Below are 17375 nucleotides of genomic sequence, written 5' to 3'. Positions count from 1 at the left end.
AAGTGTTGCCTCAAAAAATGAAAATATATGAGGTTTATTTGCTATGCACATTTTTAAGTTCTGCGACTGAAAAATTTTTTAAAAAAATTTTTAAAATAACTATTGACTTCCTTAGTTGGTCTATTAATAACAAGTCATTAATTTGATTTTCCATAATTTTTCAAATAGGAATTAATAAGTGTAACTGTAACTTATAAAATAAAAACTTCCAAAATTAGGCGAGCTTGTTTTAAGAGTCTGTGACAACCCCTTATTATCAAGCCATTAATTTATGTAATCCTAATTTAAGAAGATTTATAACGATTGGTTACAGGTTACAAAGTTACATTTGTATCTTTACTTGATTTGCAGTATCTATTTCTAATTGATTTTCTTTTTTCCATTCTTCTGGCAATAAATTCTTATCAACTTCTATAAAGTCAGTTTTGTATTCTTCTTTCTTTTCATAATATAGTTTTACTGGAATTGAGACTCCACTTGGTGATATTCTCTTAGTCTTTGATGACCTAACTGGAATCCATTCTTGGAAATAATTATCCATAATCTCTGAAAAAGATTTTGACTTTATTTGGTATCCTTGCATGGTTAATTCTTTGAAACATGTTGTATTAGGATCTGCACTTTTTGGCTTATATTCTTCTAAGAAATACCTAATGTCTTCCACATCTGGGTTAAGATATTTGAACTTTTCTTGTTCCTTATACAAGTCTTTTAAAAGATTTTTTGGTATAGTCCATGCGTGTGTTTTGTTTTTAAAGATTTCATATCCTAAAGCTAGAGCATGATTAAAATCTTCTCTTATAAGAGATATATATTCATTATCTGAAATTTTTTCTTTATTATTTTTATCTGGAAATATAGTCCTTACTCTTTGATTCGAGTTACATTCAACAGGCAAATATCTTCTTTCCCCAGTATGATCATTAAGAAAAGTTCTTTCATTTAGTGTCCCTATGAAGATACAAGTTCTAGGCACATCTGTTGCATATTTTTCGTAGGGTATTCTTATTCTATCGCTTAGTTTTGATAAAAAAGATTTCGCTTCATTAGCCGATTTTGCATTTCTTAAAGCAACAAATTCTTCGATTTCAACGACAGTTTTACCCATAAGGTTCATGACGGCATCCTTACCTTGAATATTTTCTATTGTACAAAACCAATCATCTGTTATGGACAAGTATCTTGCAAAAGTCGATTTGCCTATACCTTGCCCACCAACTAAAACAATCATTTCATCAAACTTAGAACCGGGATTAAAAATTCTTTTTATCATGCCCAATATCATATGTTCCATTATCCAATTGTTAAGCTCTGTATCATCCGCTCCCAAATACTTTGGTAAAAGTTTTCTAATGGCATTTTTATCTCCATTCCATTTTAAATTTTGAAGATATTGCTTTGGCGGACTCACTTCATATTGGTGAGCTACAAAACGAATAGCTTCCCACATTTTGTTGGCGTTATAATTAATTCCAAAATGTTTTTCTATCTCTAAGCCTAGTCTATTATTTAAAGAATCATCCCAAAGTCGGATTTGATTTTCCTTTATATTTCTTTCTCCGATAATTTTCCCCTGGAATTTTATTTCATTGGTAAATTTATCAAAGAATATTTGTCCATCAATGATTTTTTGGTTTTGACAATATTTGGGATTTAAAATAGCTGTTACAATATTTCCAGTAATTTGTCTAACCGTCCCCTTATCTGTAGTTTGTAAGTCTAAAAAAGCGTAAGTCTGATCTATTTCTGGGAATTTTAATTTAATATCTGTCATAAGGCTCACTCCTTTTCTTTTTACAACCATCTAATCTCTTTATTGTTTTATATGTGTTTTCCATTTTATCCTCCTGTCTGGTATAAATAAGACTCCTGTGGTAAAATGAACTTGTCTAGAGAACACTTCTCACAGGAGTGTATGCCTTTACTCTTTGTAGTAGGGGCTTTTTTCTTTTTTGATTTCTTCATATATTTCTAAAATATAGATTAAAATATCAGATTCATCGTCATCTAGTTTTCCAAACTTTTTAATAACTTTTGCTAGTTGAAATATTTCCTTGGCTATATTATCAGAAAGTCTGTAATCACTTACTAACTTAACTTCGTGATTTAATAGCATTTGAATAAAATAATCTTGCTTTTTAAGTCCACTTATTTCAATCTTTTTGTTTATTAGGTCATATTCTTCTTCAGAAATCCTAAAATTTAAAATGCGATTTCTTTTTCTATTTTTCTCTTTATTTCTCGTTTTTTTAGAAATTTCATCTAATGAATGTCTTCTAAACATCTTTATCATCCTCTTCTAATAAATCTTTCCAGTCATTTGACTTATTACTTCTTACTTGAGTTAAAGACAGAGCCATTTCTTTTTGCTTGCTAGGGAAAAGATGAGCATATCTATAGGTGATGTCAATCGATTCATGTCCAACCCTATCAGCTATTGCAGTTGCAGAAAATCCAAGTTCAATCAAGAGAGAAACGTGAGAATGCCTTAAATCATGTATTCTAATTCTTTTTACTTGAGATTTCTTAGATCCCCTATCCATTTCATGGTGGAGGTAGCTCTTAGAAAAATTAAATATTAAGTCTTTTGGTTTTATCTTATAAAAGCTGTCTATATACTCTTTAATCTCATCCGTTAAAAATTCAGGCATAACTATTGTCCTAATGCTTTTTTTAGTCTTAGGGGCTGTTATTACATTTTTCCCATCAATCCTTTGTAAAGATTCATCAATTTTTAATGTATGCCTTTCAAAATCAAATTTCTCTTTTGTTAAAGCTAATAATTCTCCCATTCTAAGACCACACCAATATAAAAGTTCAAAAGCATAGAATGATTCAGGTTTATCTTTAATAGCTTCTATAAATCTCTCATATTCATCTTGAGTCCAAAATAGCATTTCATCAGCTTCTTTCTCTCCCATAGAACCAACATCACGAGCAACATTAGTTTTTAAATTGTAGTACCTACAAGCATGATTTAAGATACTAGATAACTGGGCATGAATAGTTCTCAAATAAGTAGGAGAATAGTTTTTTCCATTCTTATCCTTAATCTTCATAAGCTCATTTTGCCATTGAATGATGGTTACATTATTAATCTCATTAAGCATTAAATCACCAATATAGGGAAGTATTTTTTGATTTACAATTGCTTCTTTTGTCCTCCAAGTATTTTCTCTTATTCTGGGTTTTCTATCCCTCTTGTAAAGTTCAAAAAACTCCCTAAAGCTCATCTCAATTGATTCAGAATGTTGATTTAAAAATTCTTGTTCCCATTTTAATGCTTCTTTTTTTGTTAAAAATCCGCGTTTTTTCTTAGTTAATTTTTCTCCTTTCCAGTTGGTATAATAAAACCTGCAATACCAAGTTTTATTTCCACTTTCATCTCTGTATGCTGGCACTTTAAACCTCCTTTGTATTTGTTGGTTTATAGCAATACTTTTCCATAAAGTATTCTCTATTTACCTTTCCTCTTTGCACACGATAACCTAATTTAAGTAGATCTTGATTCATATCGTTTATTATCTGATATGCTGTTGTCCTACTTACATCAAGAAATTCTTGTACATCTTTTGCATTCATAAAAATACCTTTCATAATGTCCTCCTTTTATAGTTTGTAAGGTTCTACATCCTCAAAAGGGCGAGCATTAATTTTTATATCTTACATTATCCGTTCACTATCGAACTGTATGTATATATAATAACAGTTCAGATTTGTTCTGTCAAGTTTTTTCTATTTATTTTTTTCTAAAATATTCAGATACTTGCAAACATTTACAACAGAACAGTTTTGTTGAGCTTTTGTTCGTTTTGTGATAAAATATTTATAGTTATTGTGAAATAAGGAGGAGTTAGTTTGATTTCTGGAGAAAAATTAAAAAAGTTAAGACTTATGAGAAACTTAACTCAAAAAGAACTTGCCATTAAGTCTGGTTTGACAGATGCTGCTATAAGAAATTACGAGCTTGGAAATAGATCTCCAAGTAAAGAACAATTACAAAAAATATCTGAAGCACTTGATTGTGATATATCAGCATTGATCGATCATGAACCTAATTCTATTTTTGAAATAATGCATATAATTTTTGATTATGAAAAAGACATGAAGTTTAGACCTTCAGCAGAAGATGGAGAAATCACTGGACTTTTATCAAATAATGTGGATTTCAATAATTTTCTTATAGAATGGAATGAGATGAGAAAAAAGCACTATAACGATGAGATAACAGATGAAGAATTTGAAGATTGGAAGTTATCTTATCCTAAAAAATCAAGATTTTTAAAATAAAAATAATAAATCTAGAATATAAGATAAATAACATGAAAACCATACAATTTATAGGAAAGGTGATTTAAAGTAGTGAATAAAATAGAAAAGAATAAGCTTACAATACCAATCTATCTTAATACTAAAATAGTTTTTGATATGTTAGCTACAATTGAGGATGGCTTTGCAGATGTTAAAAATGTTCAAACTTCAAAAAATAAAAATCAAGTAAATGATATAGAATCAAATATAGGCACTAACAATCTATTTGCGTTTTTGAATATAGGAGTTCGTGGAAATCATAAAGGTACGTCAAATGATGGTGAAACTATTATTGAAGAAAGAACCCACACTCCAGTTTCTTTGTTCCAGCAACTAAAAGAACAATTGGAGAATGCAAAGTTTATTAATCGTGACATTAATAACTTAAATATTGGAGATTTTGTTGAAGTTCAAGGAACTCTGAAAAACAATCCAGTTATTGATATGTTATCTGGATTCAAAGAAATTATAACTTTAGCAAACTTATTTACTGATAACAATCCTAAAAATAATAAAAACAGAAAAGAAAATGTGTTGACAGATAAAAGGCTAAACTCCCAAATAGATGGTTTAATTAAAGGGCTTCAAGCAGATGGAAAAAAAGATATAATTTGTGAAGCAGATAAAATTAATATAATCCTTCCAACAGATGAAAATTACTTTTTAAATAATAATATGAGTGAAGTTACCGATGGAAACTATAAAATATTAGGAAAGGTTATTAAAGTTTGTATGGATGATGGGGAGATAAGCCTACTTAGAAATACAGTTTTTTCTAAGCTCCAATTAGATAAAATGAAAGAATTTCAAGAATTTTTTTCTGATCCATCTTTAGATCAATTCGTTGGTGAGGGCGGAATTAAAACTGTAATAAGTGCACCAGTTATTATGGTAATACCTATTGCAATATACATTTAGCTTTAAAAATTTTAATTAAATTAAATTACGTTAATTTGACCCTTCTCTAGAGAAAAAGAATAATAAAATGAACGCAAAAAGACCGCAGTTTTTAAACCACGGTCTAATTTTTTGTCCAAATGTAAACCACTTGGAACTATTATTCAATTTATTCTTTTTTACAAATGTTCCCATTTTAATCCCAGTTGCAGTTTTTAATCTTATGTAACCGTTGATTTTACAAGGTTTTTGATTTTTTTGCGATTATTCCCATTCAATTGTTCCTGGTGGTTTGCTGGTTATGTCGTAGACTATTCTGCCTACTCCTTCTACTTCGTTTATCATTCTGTTTGATAGTTTTTGCATTAGTTCGTATGGGAGGTTTGCTGCTTCTACTGTCATTGCGTCTGTACTTGTGACTGCTCTTACTGCTATGACGTTGTCGTAGCTTCTGGCATCTCCTTTTACTCCTACTGTTTTGATTGGGGTCCATACGGTGAAATATTGCCAGATTTTTTCGTTTAGGCCGAAGTTTTTGACTTCTTCTCTTAGGATGGCGTCGGTTTCTCTTACTATTCTTAGTTTGTCTTCTGTGATGTCTCCTATTACTCTTATAGCAAGACCTGGTCCTGGGAATGGTTGTCTCCAGACCATGTCGTGTGGGACTCCTATTTCTTCGCCTAGAGCTCTTACTTCGTCTTTAAAGAGGAGTCTTAGGGGTTCTACTAGGCCTTTGAAGTCCATGTCTTCTGGTAGGCCGCCTACGTTGTGGTGACTTTTTATGACGCTTGCTTTGTCTTTGCCTGATTCTATTACGTCTGGGTAGATTGTTCCTTGGACTAGGTAGTTGGCTCCTCCGATTTTTTTGGCTTCTTCTTCGAATACTTCTACGAAGTGGTTGCCTATGATTTTTCTTTTTGTTTCTGGGTCAGATTCGCCTTTTAATAGGTCTAGGAATTCTTTGGATTTGTCTACCATTTTGACGTTTAGGCCTAGGCCCTTATAGGTTTCCATGACTGATTTTGCTTCGTCTTTTCTTAGTAGACCGTGGTCTACGAAGATACATTGGAGATTATCTCCTATGGCTTTTAAGACTATGGTTGCTGCTACTGAGCTGTCTACTCCGCCTGATAGACCGCAGATCATTTTCTCGCCTTGGTATTTTTCTTTGATTTCTGCTATGATTTCTTTGGCGAAGTCTTTCATTTTCCAGGTTTTTTCGGCCTTACATATTCCTAGGACGAAGTTTTCTAGGATTTTTTGGCCGTATTCTGAGTGGACTACTTCTGGGTGGAATTGGACTGAGTAGAGGGCTTTTTCGGTATTTTCCATGGCTGCCACGTCTGTATTGGCCGTGGATGCTGTTGCTCTAAAGCCTTCTGCTAGGTCTTTTACCCTATCTTTGTGGTTCATCCAGATTATGGATTCTTCTGGAATGTCTTTGAATAGGCAGCTTTCCTTATCTACTTTTAGGTCGGTTTTGCCATATTCGGCTAAGTTTGGTGTTTCGATTGTGCCGCCGTTTACATAATTTATGTATTGGTGGCCGTAGCAGATGCCTAATACTGGCACACCTAGGTCAAAGATTTTGCTGTCGGCTTTTGGGCTTTCGCTATCGTTTACTGATTGTGGGCCGCCTGTTAGGATGATACCAGCTAGGTTGTCTAGGTTGATTTCACTGAGATTGGTGTCGCACTCATGAAGTTCTGCATAGACTCCCATTTCTCTTACTCTTCTTACTATGAGCTGGTCGTATTGGCCGCCGAAGTTTAAGACTAGGATTTTTTCTTTCTTCATTGTTTCCCCTTTAATTTAAGTTTCGTACTTCCTTTTCTTCTGGGAAGTTCTCGTAGTAATATTGGACAATTTCTGTGGCTGTTTGTTCGACTGTGTTTTCTGTTACATCTATGACTTTGCAGTCTAGGTCAGAAAATATTTCTTTGGCGTATTCTAGCTCTCTTTCGATTCTTCCCTTGTCAAAGTATTTGCTTTCACCAACTATGCCTAGGGACTTGCTCCTTGTTTCTCTGATGTCTGAGAGCTTGTCTGGATTTATGATTAGGCCTATTATCCTTCTTGGGTCGACTTCAAAGAGCTCTTGTGGAAGTTTGGCCTCTGGCACTAGTGGTAGGTTTGAGACTTTGAAATTTTTTGTGGCTAGGATCATGGTTGTAGGTGTCTTAGATGTGCGTGATACTCCTACTAGGACTATGTCTGATTTTAGAAAGCCTCTGAAGTCTTTGCCATCGTCGTATTGGATGGCAAATTCTATGGCTTCTATCATTTCGAAGTAGTTTCTTGATAGGGTCCTGGTGAGACCTCTTTGTCTAATTGCCTTATGGCCGGTAAATTGTTCAAACTTATCGATTCCATATGATAGGATGTCTAAGACTGTTATGTCTAGGTCTTTGGCCCTTGCTCTAAGATACTGGGTTAATTCTTTGTTGGCTAGGGTTTGGACTATGATGGAATAGGATGGAAGGTCGGCTAGGATCTCGTCTATTTCATCTGTATCTACTATGTCTGAGAATCTTCTCATGCTTGTTTTTAGGTCTGGGAATTGACTTGTTACTGATTTCATGTAGTTTATTGCTGTTTCTCCGGTGGAGTCACTTATTATCACAATCGTTAAAACATCGTCCATCAAATCCTCCTATCTTACTATTTGTGATATATCAAATATCCTAGCTATCCTCTTTTGTACTTGATTTAGCATAGCTAATCTGTTGTTTTTGATTTCTTCGTTTTCATCATTTATCATGGTCTTGTCTAGGTATTCATTGCCGACTAGGGCTGTGGCTTGAATATTTTCTAGCTCTTTTTTGTAGTCAGCAGCATTTACTAGGGCTATCTCATCGATATTTGATATGGTTTCATAGAAACTTCTTTCTAGGTCTGTTTGTAGTAGGTCTGCCTTTACTAGGTCAGCTCCTGTGTCTTTGGCTAGGTTATTTATCCTGATTAGGTAGGATAGGCCGTCTTCATTTTCATCTATGAAGGATGTAACTGCCTTTACCTTTTCACTCATTCTTAGGATGTTGGTATTGTTTGTATCTACTACAGCATTTACTATATCATACCTATAACCATCATCTAAAAGTTTGTTTTTTAACCTGTCTTTGATGAAGGCTAGGGTTTTGTCTAGAGTTGTGTCATAGTCAAAGGCTAGGGCATTTACCTCTGTGTAGACTAGGAGGGCTTCTGAGATTAGCTTTCTTAGGTCTACGTCTATGCCATTTGCAAGTATTATATTTATGATTCCAAGAGCTGCCCTTCTTAGGCCGAATGGGTCTTTTGATCCTGTGACATATTTTTCTATAGCGTAAAGGCCTACAATAGAATCCATCTTATCTGCTATTGATAGGAGGATACCTATTACTGATTTTGGTAGGTCTGAGCTTGCTCCCTTTGGCAGATATTGCTCTTTGATTGCTTCTGCTACCCTTTGGTTTTCGCCAGAGTTTTGAGCATAGATTGCGCCCATGGTTCCTTGAAGTTCGGTAAATTCTACTACCATTTTTGTGACTAGGTCTGCCTTTGAAAGCTTGGCTGCTCTTTTAGCATCTTCTATGATGTCATTACCAAGGCCTAGTTCTTTTTGGTATCTTTCTGCTAAATCTACTAGTCTTTGAGTTTTTTGGGCCATGGTGCCAAGACCTTCGAAAAATACTAACTTATCTAGCTCTGGCAAATAAGATTCTAGTGGCTTTGATGCGTCTATATCGTAGAAGAATTTTGCATCTTCTAGCCTTGCTACTAGGACCTTTTTATTTCCTTCTATTACATTTTCACTCTTGTAGTCATCACCATTTCTTACTAGGAGAAAGTATGGAAGGAGCTTGTTTTTGTCATCTAAGATTGGGAAATATCTTTGGTGGTCCTTCATTGGTGTGGTAATTACTTCTTTTGGTAGGCTTAGGTAGGTTTGGTCTATATCACCTACAAGGACTGTTGGGTATTCGACAATATTTACCACCTCATCTAGGAGGTCTTCATCTTTCATGTAGGTGCCGCCTACTTGGCCCGCTAGGGAATTAAGGCCTCTTTGGATAATGTCTTGTCTGTCCTTACCCCTTAGAATTACGAAATTATCTTTTAGTTGTTTTTCGTAAGTATCGATTGATTCTATTTCTATGTGGTCAGATCCTAGGGACCTGTGGCCTTTGGTGATATTTCCTACTTCTATGCCATCTGCATCGAAAGATAAAACTTTATCATCTAATAGAGAAACAAACCATCTGATTGGTCTTGCCCATCTGATGGACTTGCCGCCCCATCTCATTGATCTAGGGAAGGATATGGATTTGACTAGTTCAAATACTTCTTCTTTTAGGACTTCTTCTAGGCTTTTGCCTTCTTCTTTCTTTTCTACAAAGATATAGTCTTCGCCCTTTACTTCTCTTATAATCACATCATCAAGGCTTGCCCCTTGTCCTCTTAAGAATCCTTCTAGGGCCTTGCTTGCAACGCCATTTTCATCATAGGCTATCTTTACACTTGGTCCTCTTACAGATTTAATTTCTTCTTTTTGGCTTTCTTCTACATTTACGAGTTTGATCATAAATCTTCTTGGTGTGGATTCTATTTCAATGGCCTCATAGGAGAATTTATTTTCTTCTAAAAGCCTTGTAAATTTATCCCTTAGCTGGGTCTTGGTGTTTTTGACGTAAGCTGAAGGTATTTCTTCTACACCAATTTCTAATAGGTAATTATGCATCTTTTTCCTTTCTTAAGAGTGGGAAGCCTTCTTCTTCTCTTTTTTCTATATATTTTTCTGCTACTAGGCTTGAAATATCCCTTACTCTTTTGATATAGTGATTTCTTTCTGAAACAGATAGAGCACCCTTGGCATCAAGTGTGTTGAAGGTGTGGCTTGATTTTAAGACATTGTCATAGGCTGGATATACAAGGCCAGCTTCTATTAGTCTTCCTGCTTCTTTTTCGTAGATATTAAATAAAGTCTCTAGGGTTTCGTTATCTGCATCTTCGAATGAATATTTGGAGTTTTCATATTCTGGTGTCTTGAAGATGTCTCCATAGGTCAAGTTTTCTGACCATTTGATGTCATAGACATTGTCCACATCTTGAAGGTACATGCAGATTCTTTCAAGTCCTATAGTGATCTCCCCACTTTCTAGGGTGCAGTTGATTCCGCCTACTTGTTGGAAATAGGTAAATTGGGTGATTTCCATCCCATCTAGCCACACTTCCCAACCTAGGCCCCAAGCACCGAGGGTTGGAGATTCCCAGTTATCTTCTACAAATCTTATGTCGTGGGCCTTTGGATCTATTCCAATGGCTTCTAGGCAATTTAGGTATAAGTCTTGAATATTGGCTGGGGTTGGTTTAAGTAATATTTGCATTTGGTGGTGTTGGTAAAGTCTGTTTGGGTTTTGGCCGTACCTACCGTCTGCAGGTCTTCTAGAAGGCTCTACATAGCATACCTTCCATGGTTCTGGTCCTAGAGCTCTAAGAAAGGTGTGAGGGTTCATAGTTCCTGCGCCCTTTTCTATGTCGTATGGAATCATTACTGAGCAGCCTTGCTCTTTCCAATACTCCTCTAGTTTTAAAATTAAATCTTCAAAGTACATTTATATTCCTTTCGAGTGTCTTAAGGACCCATTTGACGGATGGAAAATATCCTAAATCTAGGTTCTTAAGAGTGTAGTCTATTATTATTTTGCCGATTTTTTCGTAATTTTCCACTAATTTTATATTTTTTAATTCTTTTGACTCTGTGTAAAGGAGTTTATTAAAATATTTATATTCTTCAAGAGTCAAATATACGCTGTCTTTTGCCTTGTTTTTGCAAGTCTCGCATATGAGCGAGGACTCTCTTGGTGAAAAATAAAGGCCGTGGCCTCTTATATCTTTACCGCAAATCCCACAAGTTTTAAAGTTAGGTTTAAAACCTGAAAAGGATGCGTATTTTAGGTAAAAGGCCAAAAATATATTTATAAAATTAGTATCAGCCTCTTCAAAGGCCATGAAGCTATTTAATAGGAGTTTATAAACCGTGTCTATTTGAATAGCGTCGATTGTCCTTAAAAGCAGGTCGGCTATGGCTGATTTGTATAAGATTATGTCAAAATTTTTGCTTGATTTGGAAAAGGCTTCTACGATTACGCCCTCTCTTAGGCCGTAAAAATCTTTTTTGCCCTTATAAAGGTCGTAGTGGGCTAGGATGAAGCGGTTTGTTAGGCCTAGGTTTTTGGAGTTTTTCTTAAGGACTGACTGACAGTTGACTGAAATCCTGCCCAAGTCCTTGGTGAAGACCTCGATAATTTTTGAACTCTCCTTGTATTTAAACTCCCTTAGGACAATGCCTTCTATATCCTTTAGGTCACTTGTAGCCAAAGCGGTCTACCAATTTTTCTTTCTTTCTCCAGTCCTTTTCGACCTTGACCCAAAGCTTGAGATTGACCTTGCTTGATAAAAAGCTTTCGATTTCTTTTCTGGCATCTATACCGATTTGCTTGATCATCTGGCCATTTTTGCCAATTACTATCTGCTTGTGGGAATTTTTCTCGATAATGATTGAAGCCATGATGTCGATTATGTCCTTATCTTCCCTTTCTTTGAAGTCATCAATCCTTACAGCTATGCCGTGTGGGACTTCTTCTGATAGAAGCCTTAGGGCCTTTTCCCTGATTATCTCGCTTACTACAAATCTTTCGGTCTTATCTGTGATCATTTCCCTGTCGTAGTAGGCTGGGCCTTCCTTTAGATAAGATTTGACTAGGGAAATATACTTGTCAATATTTTTATCATCAAGGGCTGAGATTGGTAAGATTGCATCGAAAATCCCTTCCTCATCATAGAGGTCTTCTAGGTCAAAAAGCTCATCTTCTGTGATTAGGTCAATCTTATTTATAAGTAGAATTATTGGCACTCTCGCATTTTTAAGCTCGTCAATTATCATCCTATCAAGACTTCCTATCTCTTTTGAATCATCCACCACAAAAGTCACAAGGTCTGACTCGTTAAGACTTTCCTTAGAAAAGCTTAGGAGCCTTTCCTGGAGGATATTTCTTGGCTTTTGGATGCCTGGTGTGTCTATAAAAATTATCTGGGACTCATCGTCGTTGTATATTATATTTATCTTGTCTCTGGTGGTTTGGGGCTTGTTGGAAATTATTGAAATTTTCTCCCTCAAAATCTTTTCCATGAGGGTAGACTTGCCCACATTGGCCCTTCCTACCACCGATACAAAACCTGATTTCATTCTAAATCCTCCTTGCTGAAGCTATATGGCAAGAGCTCATCGATTGTATAGGTCTTGTATGAGTTCTCATCCTTTGCAATTATTATCTTTGTATCCTTATCAGCAAATTCTCTTATAAATTGCCTGCATACCCCGCAAGGATATGTATATTCGCTATCGCCATTTATAATTATGGTGTCAATTTCCCTCTCACCGGCGCTTATGGCCCCTGCTAGGGCTGATCTTTCTGCGCATAGGGTTGGCGAATAGGCTGCGTTTTCTATATTTATTCCCTCATAAATTTTGCCAGATTTCATCTTGACTGTGGCTGCCACCCTAAAGTGTGAATATGGTGTGTAGGCGTTTTTTTTAAGTTCGATTGTTCTTTTTATTAAATCTTTTATCTCTGTCATGAAAATATCCCAAATATAGCCATGGCCATGGATATACCAAGGATGGCTCCTCTTATTATCTCTTTTGTTGAATGGATGTCTGCCTCATAGCGGCTTTCTGCAACTATTAGGGCCATACCAGCCAGGATCAACCTTACAAGGGGTTCGTCGATTAAAAAAACTCCCATGGTTGCAAGGGCAAAGGCTACAGATGTGTGGCCTGATACAAAGCCGCCCTTCATAGCCGTTCCGTGGCCCTCGTAGAAGACTCCCTTCAAAAATACCGTAAGAATAATTACTAATGAAATGGTAATTAGGGCAAGGTGGGAAGGACGTCTGGCAATCCTTAGGATTACTGAATCATAGAAGTTTAAGAACTTGTCAAAAAATATCAGATAGGCCACAAAAAGGGCGTTGATGGCTGCAACAAAGGTAGCCGCAGCACTTACATCCTTGGCCGCCTTGGCAAGCTTGGAATACTTGCCCCCACTTGCTAAATCTACCGCCTCTTCAAGGGCAGTATTCATAAGCTCTAGGGCAATGACAAAGACCACAGCAAAGACTAAAAACATCATTTCAACTCTTGATAGGCTAAAAAATAAAGATCCAACCAAGACCAATATGCTGGCTAGGAAGTGAAATTTCATGTTTTTTTCGTGATTTATGGCATAGACAAGTCCCTCATAGGCATAGTCAAAGCCCTTTAGGAATTTCTGCCCGTGGCTAAGTTTTAGTGGCTCATAGTCCTCTCCTGCTACTTCTGGCTCATCTTCCCTAAGCTCTTCTAAGATTTCCTTTTTTAAATTTTCTTTAAGTTTGTCGTAATTATTATCCATTATATCTATTTAAAGACTCCTAGATTTTTCATAATCTCTTTTTCCTTACCACGCATGATGGCCTTTTCATCTTCTTCCATGTGGTCATAACCAAGAAGATGGAGGGTTGAATGGCAGATTAGGTAGGAAAGCTCTCGCTCTAGGCTGTGGCCATATTCTTCTGCCTGGGCCTTTGCTATATCAAGGCAAATTACTATATCTCCAAGGATAAGATCTACATCCTCTTCTCCAGGGAAAATTTCATCATCCATGGGAAAGGATAGGACATCTGTAGGCCTATCAACTCCCCTATAGTCCCTATTTAGGGTATGGATCTCATCCTTATCTACAAGGGTAAGTGAGACTTCAACATCACTTGTAAAATCTTCCACCCTTAGGACTTCTTCAATGGTTTTATAGGCCATAGCCTCGATTTGGTCAAGGTCTAGGTCCTCTTTGCTATTGTTGCTTATTAGAAGATTCATCGTTTTGCCTTCTTTTTTCTTCCCTACGCTCATCTTCCTTTTCGTAGGCATCAATTATCCTTTGTACAAGAGGATGACGGACCACGTCAATTGAAGTGAAGTTCATAAATTCAATGCCTTTAACATCTCTTAAGATGTGGCTTGCTGAAATTAGGCCTGACTTTCTACCCTTGCCCAGGTCTATCTGGGTCCTATCACCAGTGATTATGGCCTTTGACCCATAACCAAGACGGGTTAGAAACATCTTCATCTGCTCGTAGGTTGTATTTTGGGCCTCATCTAGGATAACAAAGGAATTATCAAGGGTCCTACCCCTCATGTAGGCAAGGGGAGCTATCTCTATAATTCCCTTTTCGACAAGGGTTTGGTAGGAATCAAAACCTAGGATTTCAAAAAGAGCATCGTAAAGAGGCCTTAGATAAGGGTCTACCTTATCTTGGAGGTCACCTGGCAAGAAGCCTAGGCTTTCTCCTGCTTCTACTGCCGGACGGGTGAGGATTATCCTATTTATCTCGTTGTTTTTAAAGGCTCTCACAGCCATGGCCACTGCTAGGTAGGTCTTACCTGTACCGGCCGGTCCAATACCAAAGACTATGTCATTTTCTAAAATTTTTGCCACATAGGCCTTTTGGCCCAGAGTCTTTGGCTTGATAGGCTTGCCGGCTGATGTTGTGACTATGACTTCATTTAGAAGGCCCTTTACCACATCCTTATTTTCCCTTTCCAGCATATCTGCATCATATTTTAGCTTTTGAAAATCAAGGTCCCCGCTTCTTTTAATCTCTTCTAAAAGCTGGACAATTAACTTTGAAGCAAGGCTCACATTGGCCTCATCTCCTGAAATTTCTAGATCATTATCCCTAAGCTTTAACTTCACAGAGAACCTGTCTTCTATATATTTTCTGTTACTATCAAAATTACCAAAGAGACTCATCAGTCTCTCTGGTACTTCAATTCCTATATATTCTTTTATATTAACACATCCTTATCTTCTTTTGGAAACTGGCTTTGCTAGGATTTCTGCCATGATGACAGCATCCCTAAGCCTTTTTCTCTTTTTAGATCTTTTTATATCGTCTATTTTTTTGTCAGTCACTTCTTTTCTTTCAGCTTCTTTTAACCTTGCACGAGCCTTAGAATCTCCTTCTTCTTTTGGGGCAGATTTTTTCTTAAGCTCTGCCGCATGTTTGGTGGCAAGATTTGCCTTAAGCTTTCTTTGGGCTTCGATATTTGGTTTTTGGCTAGTTAGATCTGCCGGATTTCCCAAATCATTTAGGAAGTCTACGAAGGAATCCAGTCCCTTTTCTGCAAGAGTCTTATTTTTAGTCTTTTGGCTTTCGGCCTCGATTTCTGCTGCCAATTGGTCAAGAAAATTCAAAAATGAATTTCGCTTAGACATCTAAATCCTCGCTGGAATCTGAAATTGACTGACGCATTTTTGTATCTGCTTTAACATTTTGGAGGTTGTAATAATCCATCACTCCGAGATTACCTTCTTTGAAGGCTTGGGCTATAGCAAGTGGAATTTCACTTTCAGCCTCTACTACCTTGGCCCTATTTTCTTGCTCTAGGGCAATAGCTTGAGCACGACGCTCTTCAGCCTTGGCTTGGGCAATGTTTTTATCAGCCTCTGCCTGGTCTCTTTGTAGCTCTGCACCAACATTTCGTCCTACATCCACATCTGCTATATCAATTGATAGGATTTCAAAGGCTGTACCTGAGTCAAGGCCCTTGTTTAGAACGGTTTGAGAAATATTGTCCGGATTTTCTAGAACAGCTGCGTGGGAATCTGATGAACCTACTGTTGTTACAATACCTTCACCAACTCTGGCAATGATTGTCTCTTCACCAGCACCACCGACAAGCCTTTCGATATTAGCTCTTACAGTAACCTTGGCAATTACCTTTACCTCTATACCATTTTTAGCAACTGCTGCTATAACTGGTGTATTGATAACCTTAGGTGTAACTGACACTTGGACTGCCTCAAAAACATTACGACCTGCTAGGTCAATTGCTGCTGCTTGCTCAAAAGAAAGATCTATATTGGCTCTTTCTGCTGCAATTAGGGCATCAACTACTTGGTTGATATTACCACCAGCTAGGTAGTGGCTTTCTAGGTCATTTGTTGAAATTGGAATACCTGCCTGGTAAGATTTGATCATCGCAGCTACAATCTTTGATGGAGAAAGTCTCCTAAATCTCATAGCCACAAGGCTTGCCATAGATATCTTAAGGCCTGAAAACCTTGCAGTTATCCAAAGTCCAACTGGTACCATAGTAAAAAATACTATAACTAATACAAATATTAGTCCTAAAATTAAATATTCCATTATATCTCCTTTACTCTTATGTGGCCATCTTTGATATCAACAACTGACACCATTTTTCCCTTTTCGATAAATTCTGCCCTGGCCATGGCATCATAAAGTTCTCCATCTATCTCAATCCTGCCTGCTGGCCTAAGGATTGTCTTAGTTATACCCACACTTCCAACAAGATGTGAAAGTTCAACCTTCTTGCCAGTGTATATAGATTTGGGTTTTGTTTCTAGGATTGACTTTTCAAAAAGTTCTGCCTTAAAACCAAGTTTTACAAAGATAGCGACAGTAGCAAGGATTGCAAGGCCTGTAGTAAGGACTACAAATAGGCCCATCCTAGGATCTATAAAAGAATCCATCACCGAATAAATAGTAAGGGCAAGGCCTGCCACTCCAATAAGGCCAAAGCTTGGAATAAAAAGCTCCAAGCTTAAAAGGCTTATTCCAGCTATAAAGGTTATTAAAGTCACATTGTCAGCTATATTGTAAAAGGATGCTGCTATATAAAAATAGGCAAATAAACCTAAAGCAATACCAGCAAAGAGCAATTTCTTTTGGGTAAAAAGCACACAAATCATAGAAATAACTGCCAATATAAAGGCAAAAGCTATGACTAGGTCGTTTCCAAGCATAAATACCTCCTTGTACAAAATTTAAAATGAGAAAGAGCATCTAAAAATCAATCCCAAACCCACTTTAAAATATTATCTTCCTTATAATTATTATCTAGTAAATGGGGCAAAAAATCAACATAAGGACAAGCTAACAAAAGAGAAAAGCACTTTTCAAAATCCTTTTCAAAATCCCCAAGAAAAAAGGAGCCTGTGACCTGAACCCCAAAATCCGGAATACGGATGGAGGGGTTTTTGTATGCCAAAATACACAAAAGAATTTAAAATCAAACTAGTAACGGAATATTTATCAGGGGAATCTGGAGGCAGTCCGATGGT

Annotated in this window: 19 protein-coding genes; 2 read left to right on the top strand and 17 right to left on the bottom strand. The window is 36.5% G+C overall.

The genetic code is table 11. The features are described 5' to 3' along the window. Window positions 1-322 precede the first annotated feature (322 nt). From NH288_RS09915 to NH288_RS09900, 4 genes are all read right to left on the bottom strand, one after another. The gene (locus NH288_RS09915; protein WP_321161885.1) at window positions 323-1804 is read right to left on the bottom strand and encodes a VapE domain-containing protein; all 1482 of its coding nucleotides are present in this window, start codon (window positions 1802-1804) and stop codon (window positions 323-325) included. A gap of 117 nt (window positions 1805-1921) precedes the next feature. Then, the gene (locus NH288_RS09910) at window positions 1922-2284 is read right to left on the bottom strand and encodes a plasmid mobilization protein (protein WP_060929257.1); all 363 of its coding nucleotides are present in this window, start codon (window positions 2282-2284) and stop codon (window positions 1922-1924) included. After that, complete coding sequence (locus NH288_RS09905; RefSeq protein ID WP_265215034.1) at window positions 2277-3401, bottom strand: site-specific integrase; 1125 nt, start codon at window positions 3399-3401, stop codon at window positions 2277-2279. The genes NH288_RS09910 and NH288_RS09905 overlap by 8 nt, the downstream gene beginning before the upstream one ends. Before the next feature lies 1 nt (window position 3402). Next, on the bottom strand, window positions 3403-3597 hold the full coding sequence (locus NH288_RS09900) for a hypothetical protein (protein WP_004835545.1): 195 nt from the start codon (window positions 3595-3597) through the stop codon (window positions 3403-3405). Window positions 3598-3858: 261 nt separating this feature from the next. Between NH288_RS09900 and NH288_RS09895 the strand changes: the two genes are divergently transcribed. Both NH288_RS09895 and NH288_RS09890 read left to right on the top strand, forming a co-directional pair. Continuing rightward, window positions 3859-4290 carry a helix-turn-helix domain-containing protein gene (locus tag NH288_RS09895; protein ID WP_265215032.1) on the top strand — a complete coding sequence of 144 codons (432 nt, stop codon included), beginning with the start codon at window positions 3859-3861 and terminating at the stop codon, window positions 4288-4290. A gap of 72 nt (window positions 4291-4362) precedes the next feature. Continuing rightward, a complete protein-coding gene (locus NH288_RS09890) occupies window positions 4363-5229 on the top strand; it encodes a hypothetical protein (RefSeq protein WP_126439592.1) in 867 nt (288 codons plus the stop codon). Between the two features lie 243 nt (window positions 5230-5472). On the opposite strand, the gene guaA is transcribed toward NH288_RS09890, so the two are convergent. The 13 genes from guaA to NH288_RS09825 are packed head-to-tail and all read right to left on the bottom strand — an operon-like array spanning window position 5473 to window position 17057. Further along, window positions 5473-7005, bottom strand: a complete 1533-nt coding sequence (gene guaA / locus NH288_RS09885; protein ID WP_265215026.1) for a glutamine-hydrolyzing GMP synthase — start codon at window positions 7003-7005, stop codon at window positions 5473-5475. A 10-nt stretch (window positions 7006-7015) separates the two neighbouring features. Next, entirely contained in the window at window positions 7016-7852 is an 837-nt protein-coding gene (locus NH288_RS09880) for a pyruvate, water dikinase regulatory protein (protein WP_265215024.1), read from the bottom strand. A gap of 9 nt (window positions 7853-7861) precedes the next feature. Beyond that, window positions 7862-9925: a glycine--tRNA ligase subunit beta gene (glyS, locus tag NH288_RS09875; RefSeq protein WP_265215022.1), complete on the bottom strand. Its 2064-nt coding sequence runs from the start codon at window positions 9923-9925 to the stop codon at window positions 7862-7864. Continuing rightward, window positions 9918-10799 (bottom strand): glycine--tRNA ligase subunit alpha, encoded by an 882-nt coding sequence (gene glyQ / locus NH288_RS09870; RefSeq protein ID WP_106461511.1) that lies wholly within the window; start codon window positions 10797-10799, stop codon window positions 9918-9920. The genes glyS and glyQ overlap by 8 nt, the downstream gene beginning before the upstream one ends. Then, window positions 10789-11565 (bottom strand): DNA repair protein RecO, encoded by a 777-nt coding sequence (gene recO / locus NH288_RS09865; RefSeq protein WP_265215019.1) that lies wholly within the window; start codon window positions 11563-11565, stop codon window positions 10789-10791. The genes glyQ and recO overlap by 11 nt, the downstream gene beginning before the upstream one ends. Next, window positions 11552-12433: a GTPase Era gene (gene era, locus NH288_RS09860; RefSeq protein ID WP_265215017.1), complete on the bottom strand. Its 882-nt coding sequence runs from the start codon at window positions 12431-12433 to the stop codon at window positions 11552-11554. Before era ends, recO begins: the two co-directional genes overlap by 14 nt. Beyond that, on the bottom strand, window positions 12430-12825 hold the full coding sequence (cdd, locus tag NH288_RS09855; RefSeq protein WP_265215016.1) for a cytidine deaminase: 396 nt from the start codon (window positions 12823-12825) through the stop codon (window positions 12430-12432). The genes era and cdd overlap by 4 nt, the downstream gene beginning before the upstream one ends. Continuing rightward, entirely contained in the window at window positions 12822-13640 is an 819-nt protein-coding gene (locus NH288_RS09850) for a diacylglycerol kinase (protein WP_265215014.1), read from the bottom strand. Before NH288_RS09850 ends, cdd begins: the two co-directional genes overlap by 4 nt. A gap of 5 nt (window positions 13641-13645) precedes the next feature. Next, entirely contained in the window at window positions 13646-14104 is a 459-nt protein-coding gene (ybeY, locus tag NH288_RS09845; RefSeq protein WP_265215013.1) for an rRNA maturation RNase YbeY, read from the bottom strand. Beyond that, window positions 14079-15038: a PhoH family protein gene (locus NH288_RS09840; protein WP_265215011.1), complete on the bottom strand. Its 960-nt coding sequence runs from the start codon at window positions 15036-15038 to the stop codon at window positions 14079-14081. The genes ybeY and NH288_RS09840 overlap by 26 nt, the downstream gene beginning before the upstream one ends. Before the next feature lie 51 nt (window positions 15039-15089). After that, on the bottom strand, window positions 15090-15503 hold the full coding sequence (locus tag NH288_RS09835) for a hypothetical protein (RefSeq protein WP_265215009.1): 414 nt from the start codon (window positions 15501-15503) through the stop codon (window positions 15090-15092). After that, window positions 15496-16437: a flotillin-like protein FloA gene (floA, locus tag NH288_RS09830; protein WP_106461503.1), complete on the bottom strand. Its 942-nt coding sequence runs from the start codon at window positions 16435-16437 to the stop codon at window positions 15496-15498. The genes NH288_RS09835 and floA overlap by 8 nt, the downstream gene beginning before the upstream one ends. Then, a complete protein-coding gene (locus NH288_RS09825; protein WP_106461502.1) occupies window positions 16437-17057 on the bottom strand; it encodes an NfeD family protein in 621 nt (206 codons plus the stop codon). The genes floA and NH288_RS09825 overlap by 1 nt, the downstream gene beginning before the upstream one ends. Between the last annotated feature and the right edge of the window lie 318 nt (window positions 17058-17375).

It is taken from the genome of Anaerococcus sp. NML200537 (assembly GCF_026131715.1).
Taxonomy (GTDB): domain Bacteria; phylum Bacillota; class Clostridia; order Tissierellales; family Peptoniphilaceae; genus Anaerococcus; species Anaerococcus kampingae.
This window is presented reverse-complemented; position numbering and strand designations above follow the sequence as displayed.

Excerpts from the sequence above, each read along its gene's own strand:
- NH288_RS09840 (WP_265215011.1), bottom strand. The coding sequence starts at position 15,038 with ATGAGTCTCTTTGGTAATTTTGATAGTAACAGAAAATATATAGAAGAC.
- guaA (WP_265215026.1), bottom strand. The coding sequence starts at position 7,005 with ATGAAGAAAGAAAAAATCCTAGTCTTAAACTTCGGCGGCCAATACGAC.
- NH288_RS09835 (WP_265215009.1), bottom strand. The coding sequence starts at position 15,503 with ATGTCTAAGCGAAATTCATTTTTGAATTTTCTTGACCAATTGGCAGCA.
- cdd (WP_265215016.1), bottom strand. The coding sequence starts at position 12,825 with ATGACAGAGATAAAAGATTTAATAAAAAGAACAATCGAACTTAAAAAA.
- NH288_RS09880 (WP_265215024.1), bottom strand. The coding sequence starts at position 7,852 with ATGGACGATGTTTTAACGATTGTGATAATAAGTGACTCCACCGGAGAA.
- era (WP_265215017.1), bottom strand. The coding sequence starts at position 12,433 with ATGAAATCAGGTTTTGTATCGGTGGTAGGAAGGGCCAATGTGGGCAAG.
- ybeY (WP_265215013.1), bottom strand. The coding sequence starts at position 14,104 with ATGAATCTTCTAATAAGCAACAATAGCAAAGAGGACCTAGACCTTGAC.
- NH288_RS09910 (WP_060929257.1), bottom strand. The coding sequence starts at position 2,284 with ATGTTTAGAAGACATTCATTAGATGAAATTTCTAAAAAAACGAGAAAT.
- floA (WP_106461503.1), bottom strand. The coding sequence starts at position 16,437 with ATGGAATATTTAATTTTAGGACTAATATTTGTATTAGTTATAGTATTT.
- NH288_RS09915 (WP_321161885.1), bottom strand. The coding sequence starts at position 1,804 with ATGGTTGTAAAAAGAAAAGGAGTGAGCCTTATGACAGATATTAAATTA.
- NH288_RS09900 (WP_004835545.1), bottom strand. The coding sequence starts at position 3,597 with ATGAAAGGTATTTTTATGAATGCAAAAGATGTACAAGAATTTCTTGAT.
- glyQ (WP_106461511.1), bottom strand. The coding sequence starts at position 10,799 with ATGTACTTTGAAGATTTAATTTTAAAACTAGAGGAGTATTGGAAAGAG.
- glyS (WP_265215022.1), bottom strand. The coding sequence starts at position 9,925 with ATGCATAATTACCTATTAGAAATTGGTGTAGAAGAAATACCTTCAGCT.
- NH288_RS09850 (WP_265215014.1), bottom strand. The coding sequence starts at position 13,640 with ATGGATAATAATTACGACAAACTTAAAGAAAATTTAAAAAAGGAAATC.
- NH288_RS09825 (WP_106461502.1), bottom strand. The coding sequence starts at position 17,057 with ATGCTTGGAAACGACCTAGTCATAGCTTTTGCCTTTATATTGGCAGTT.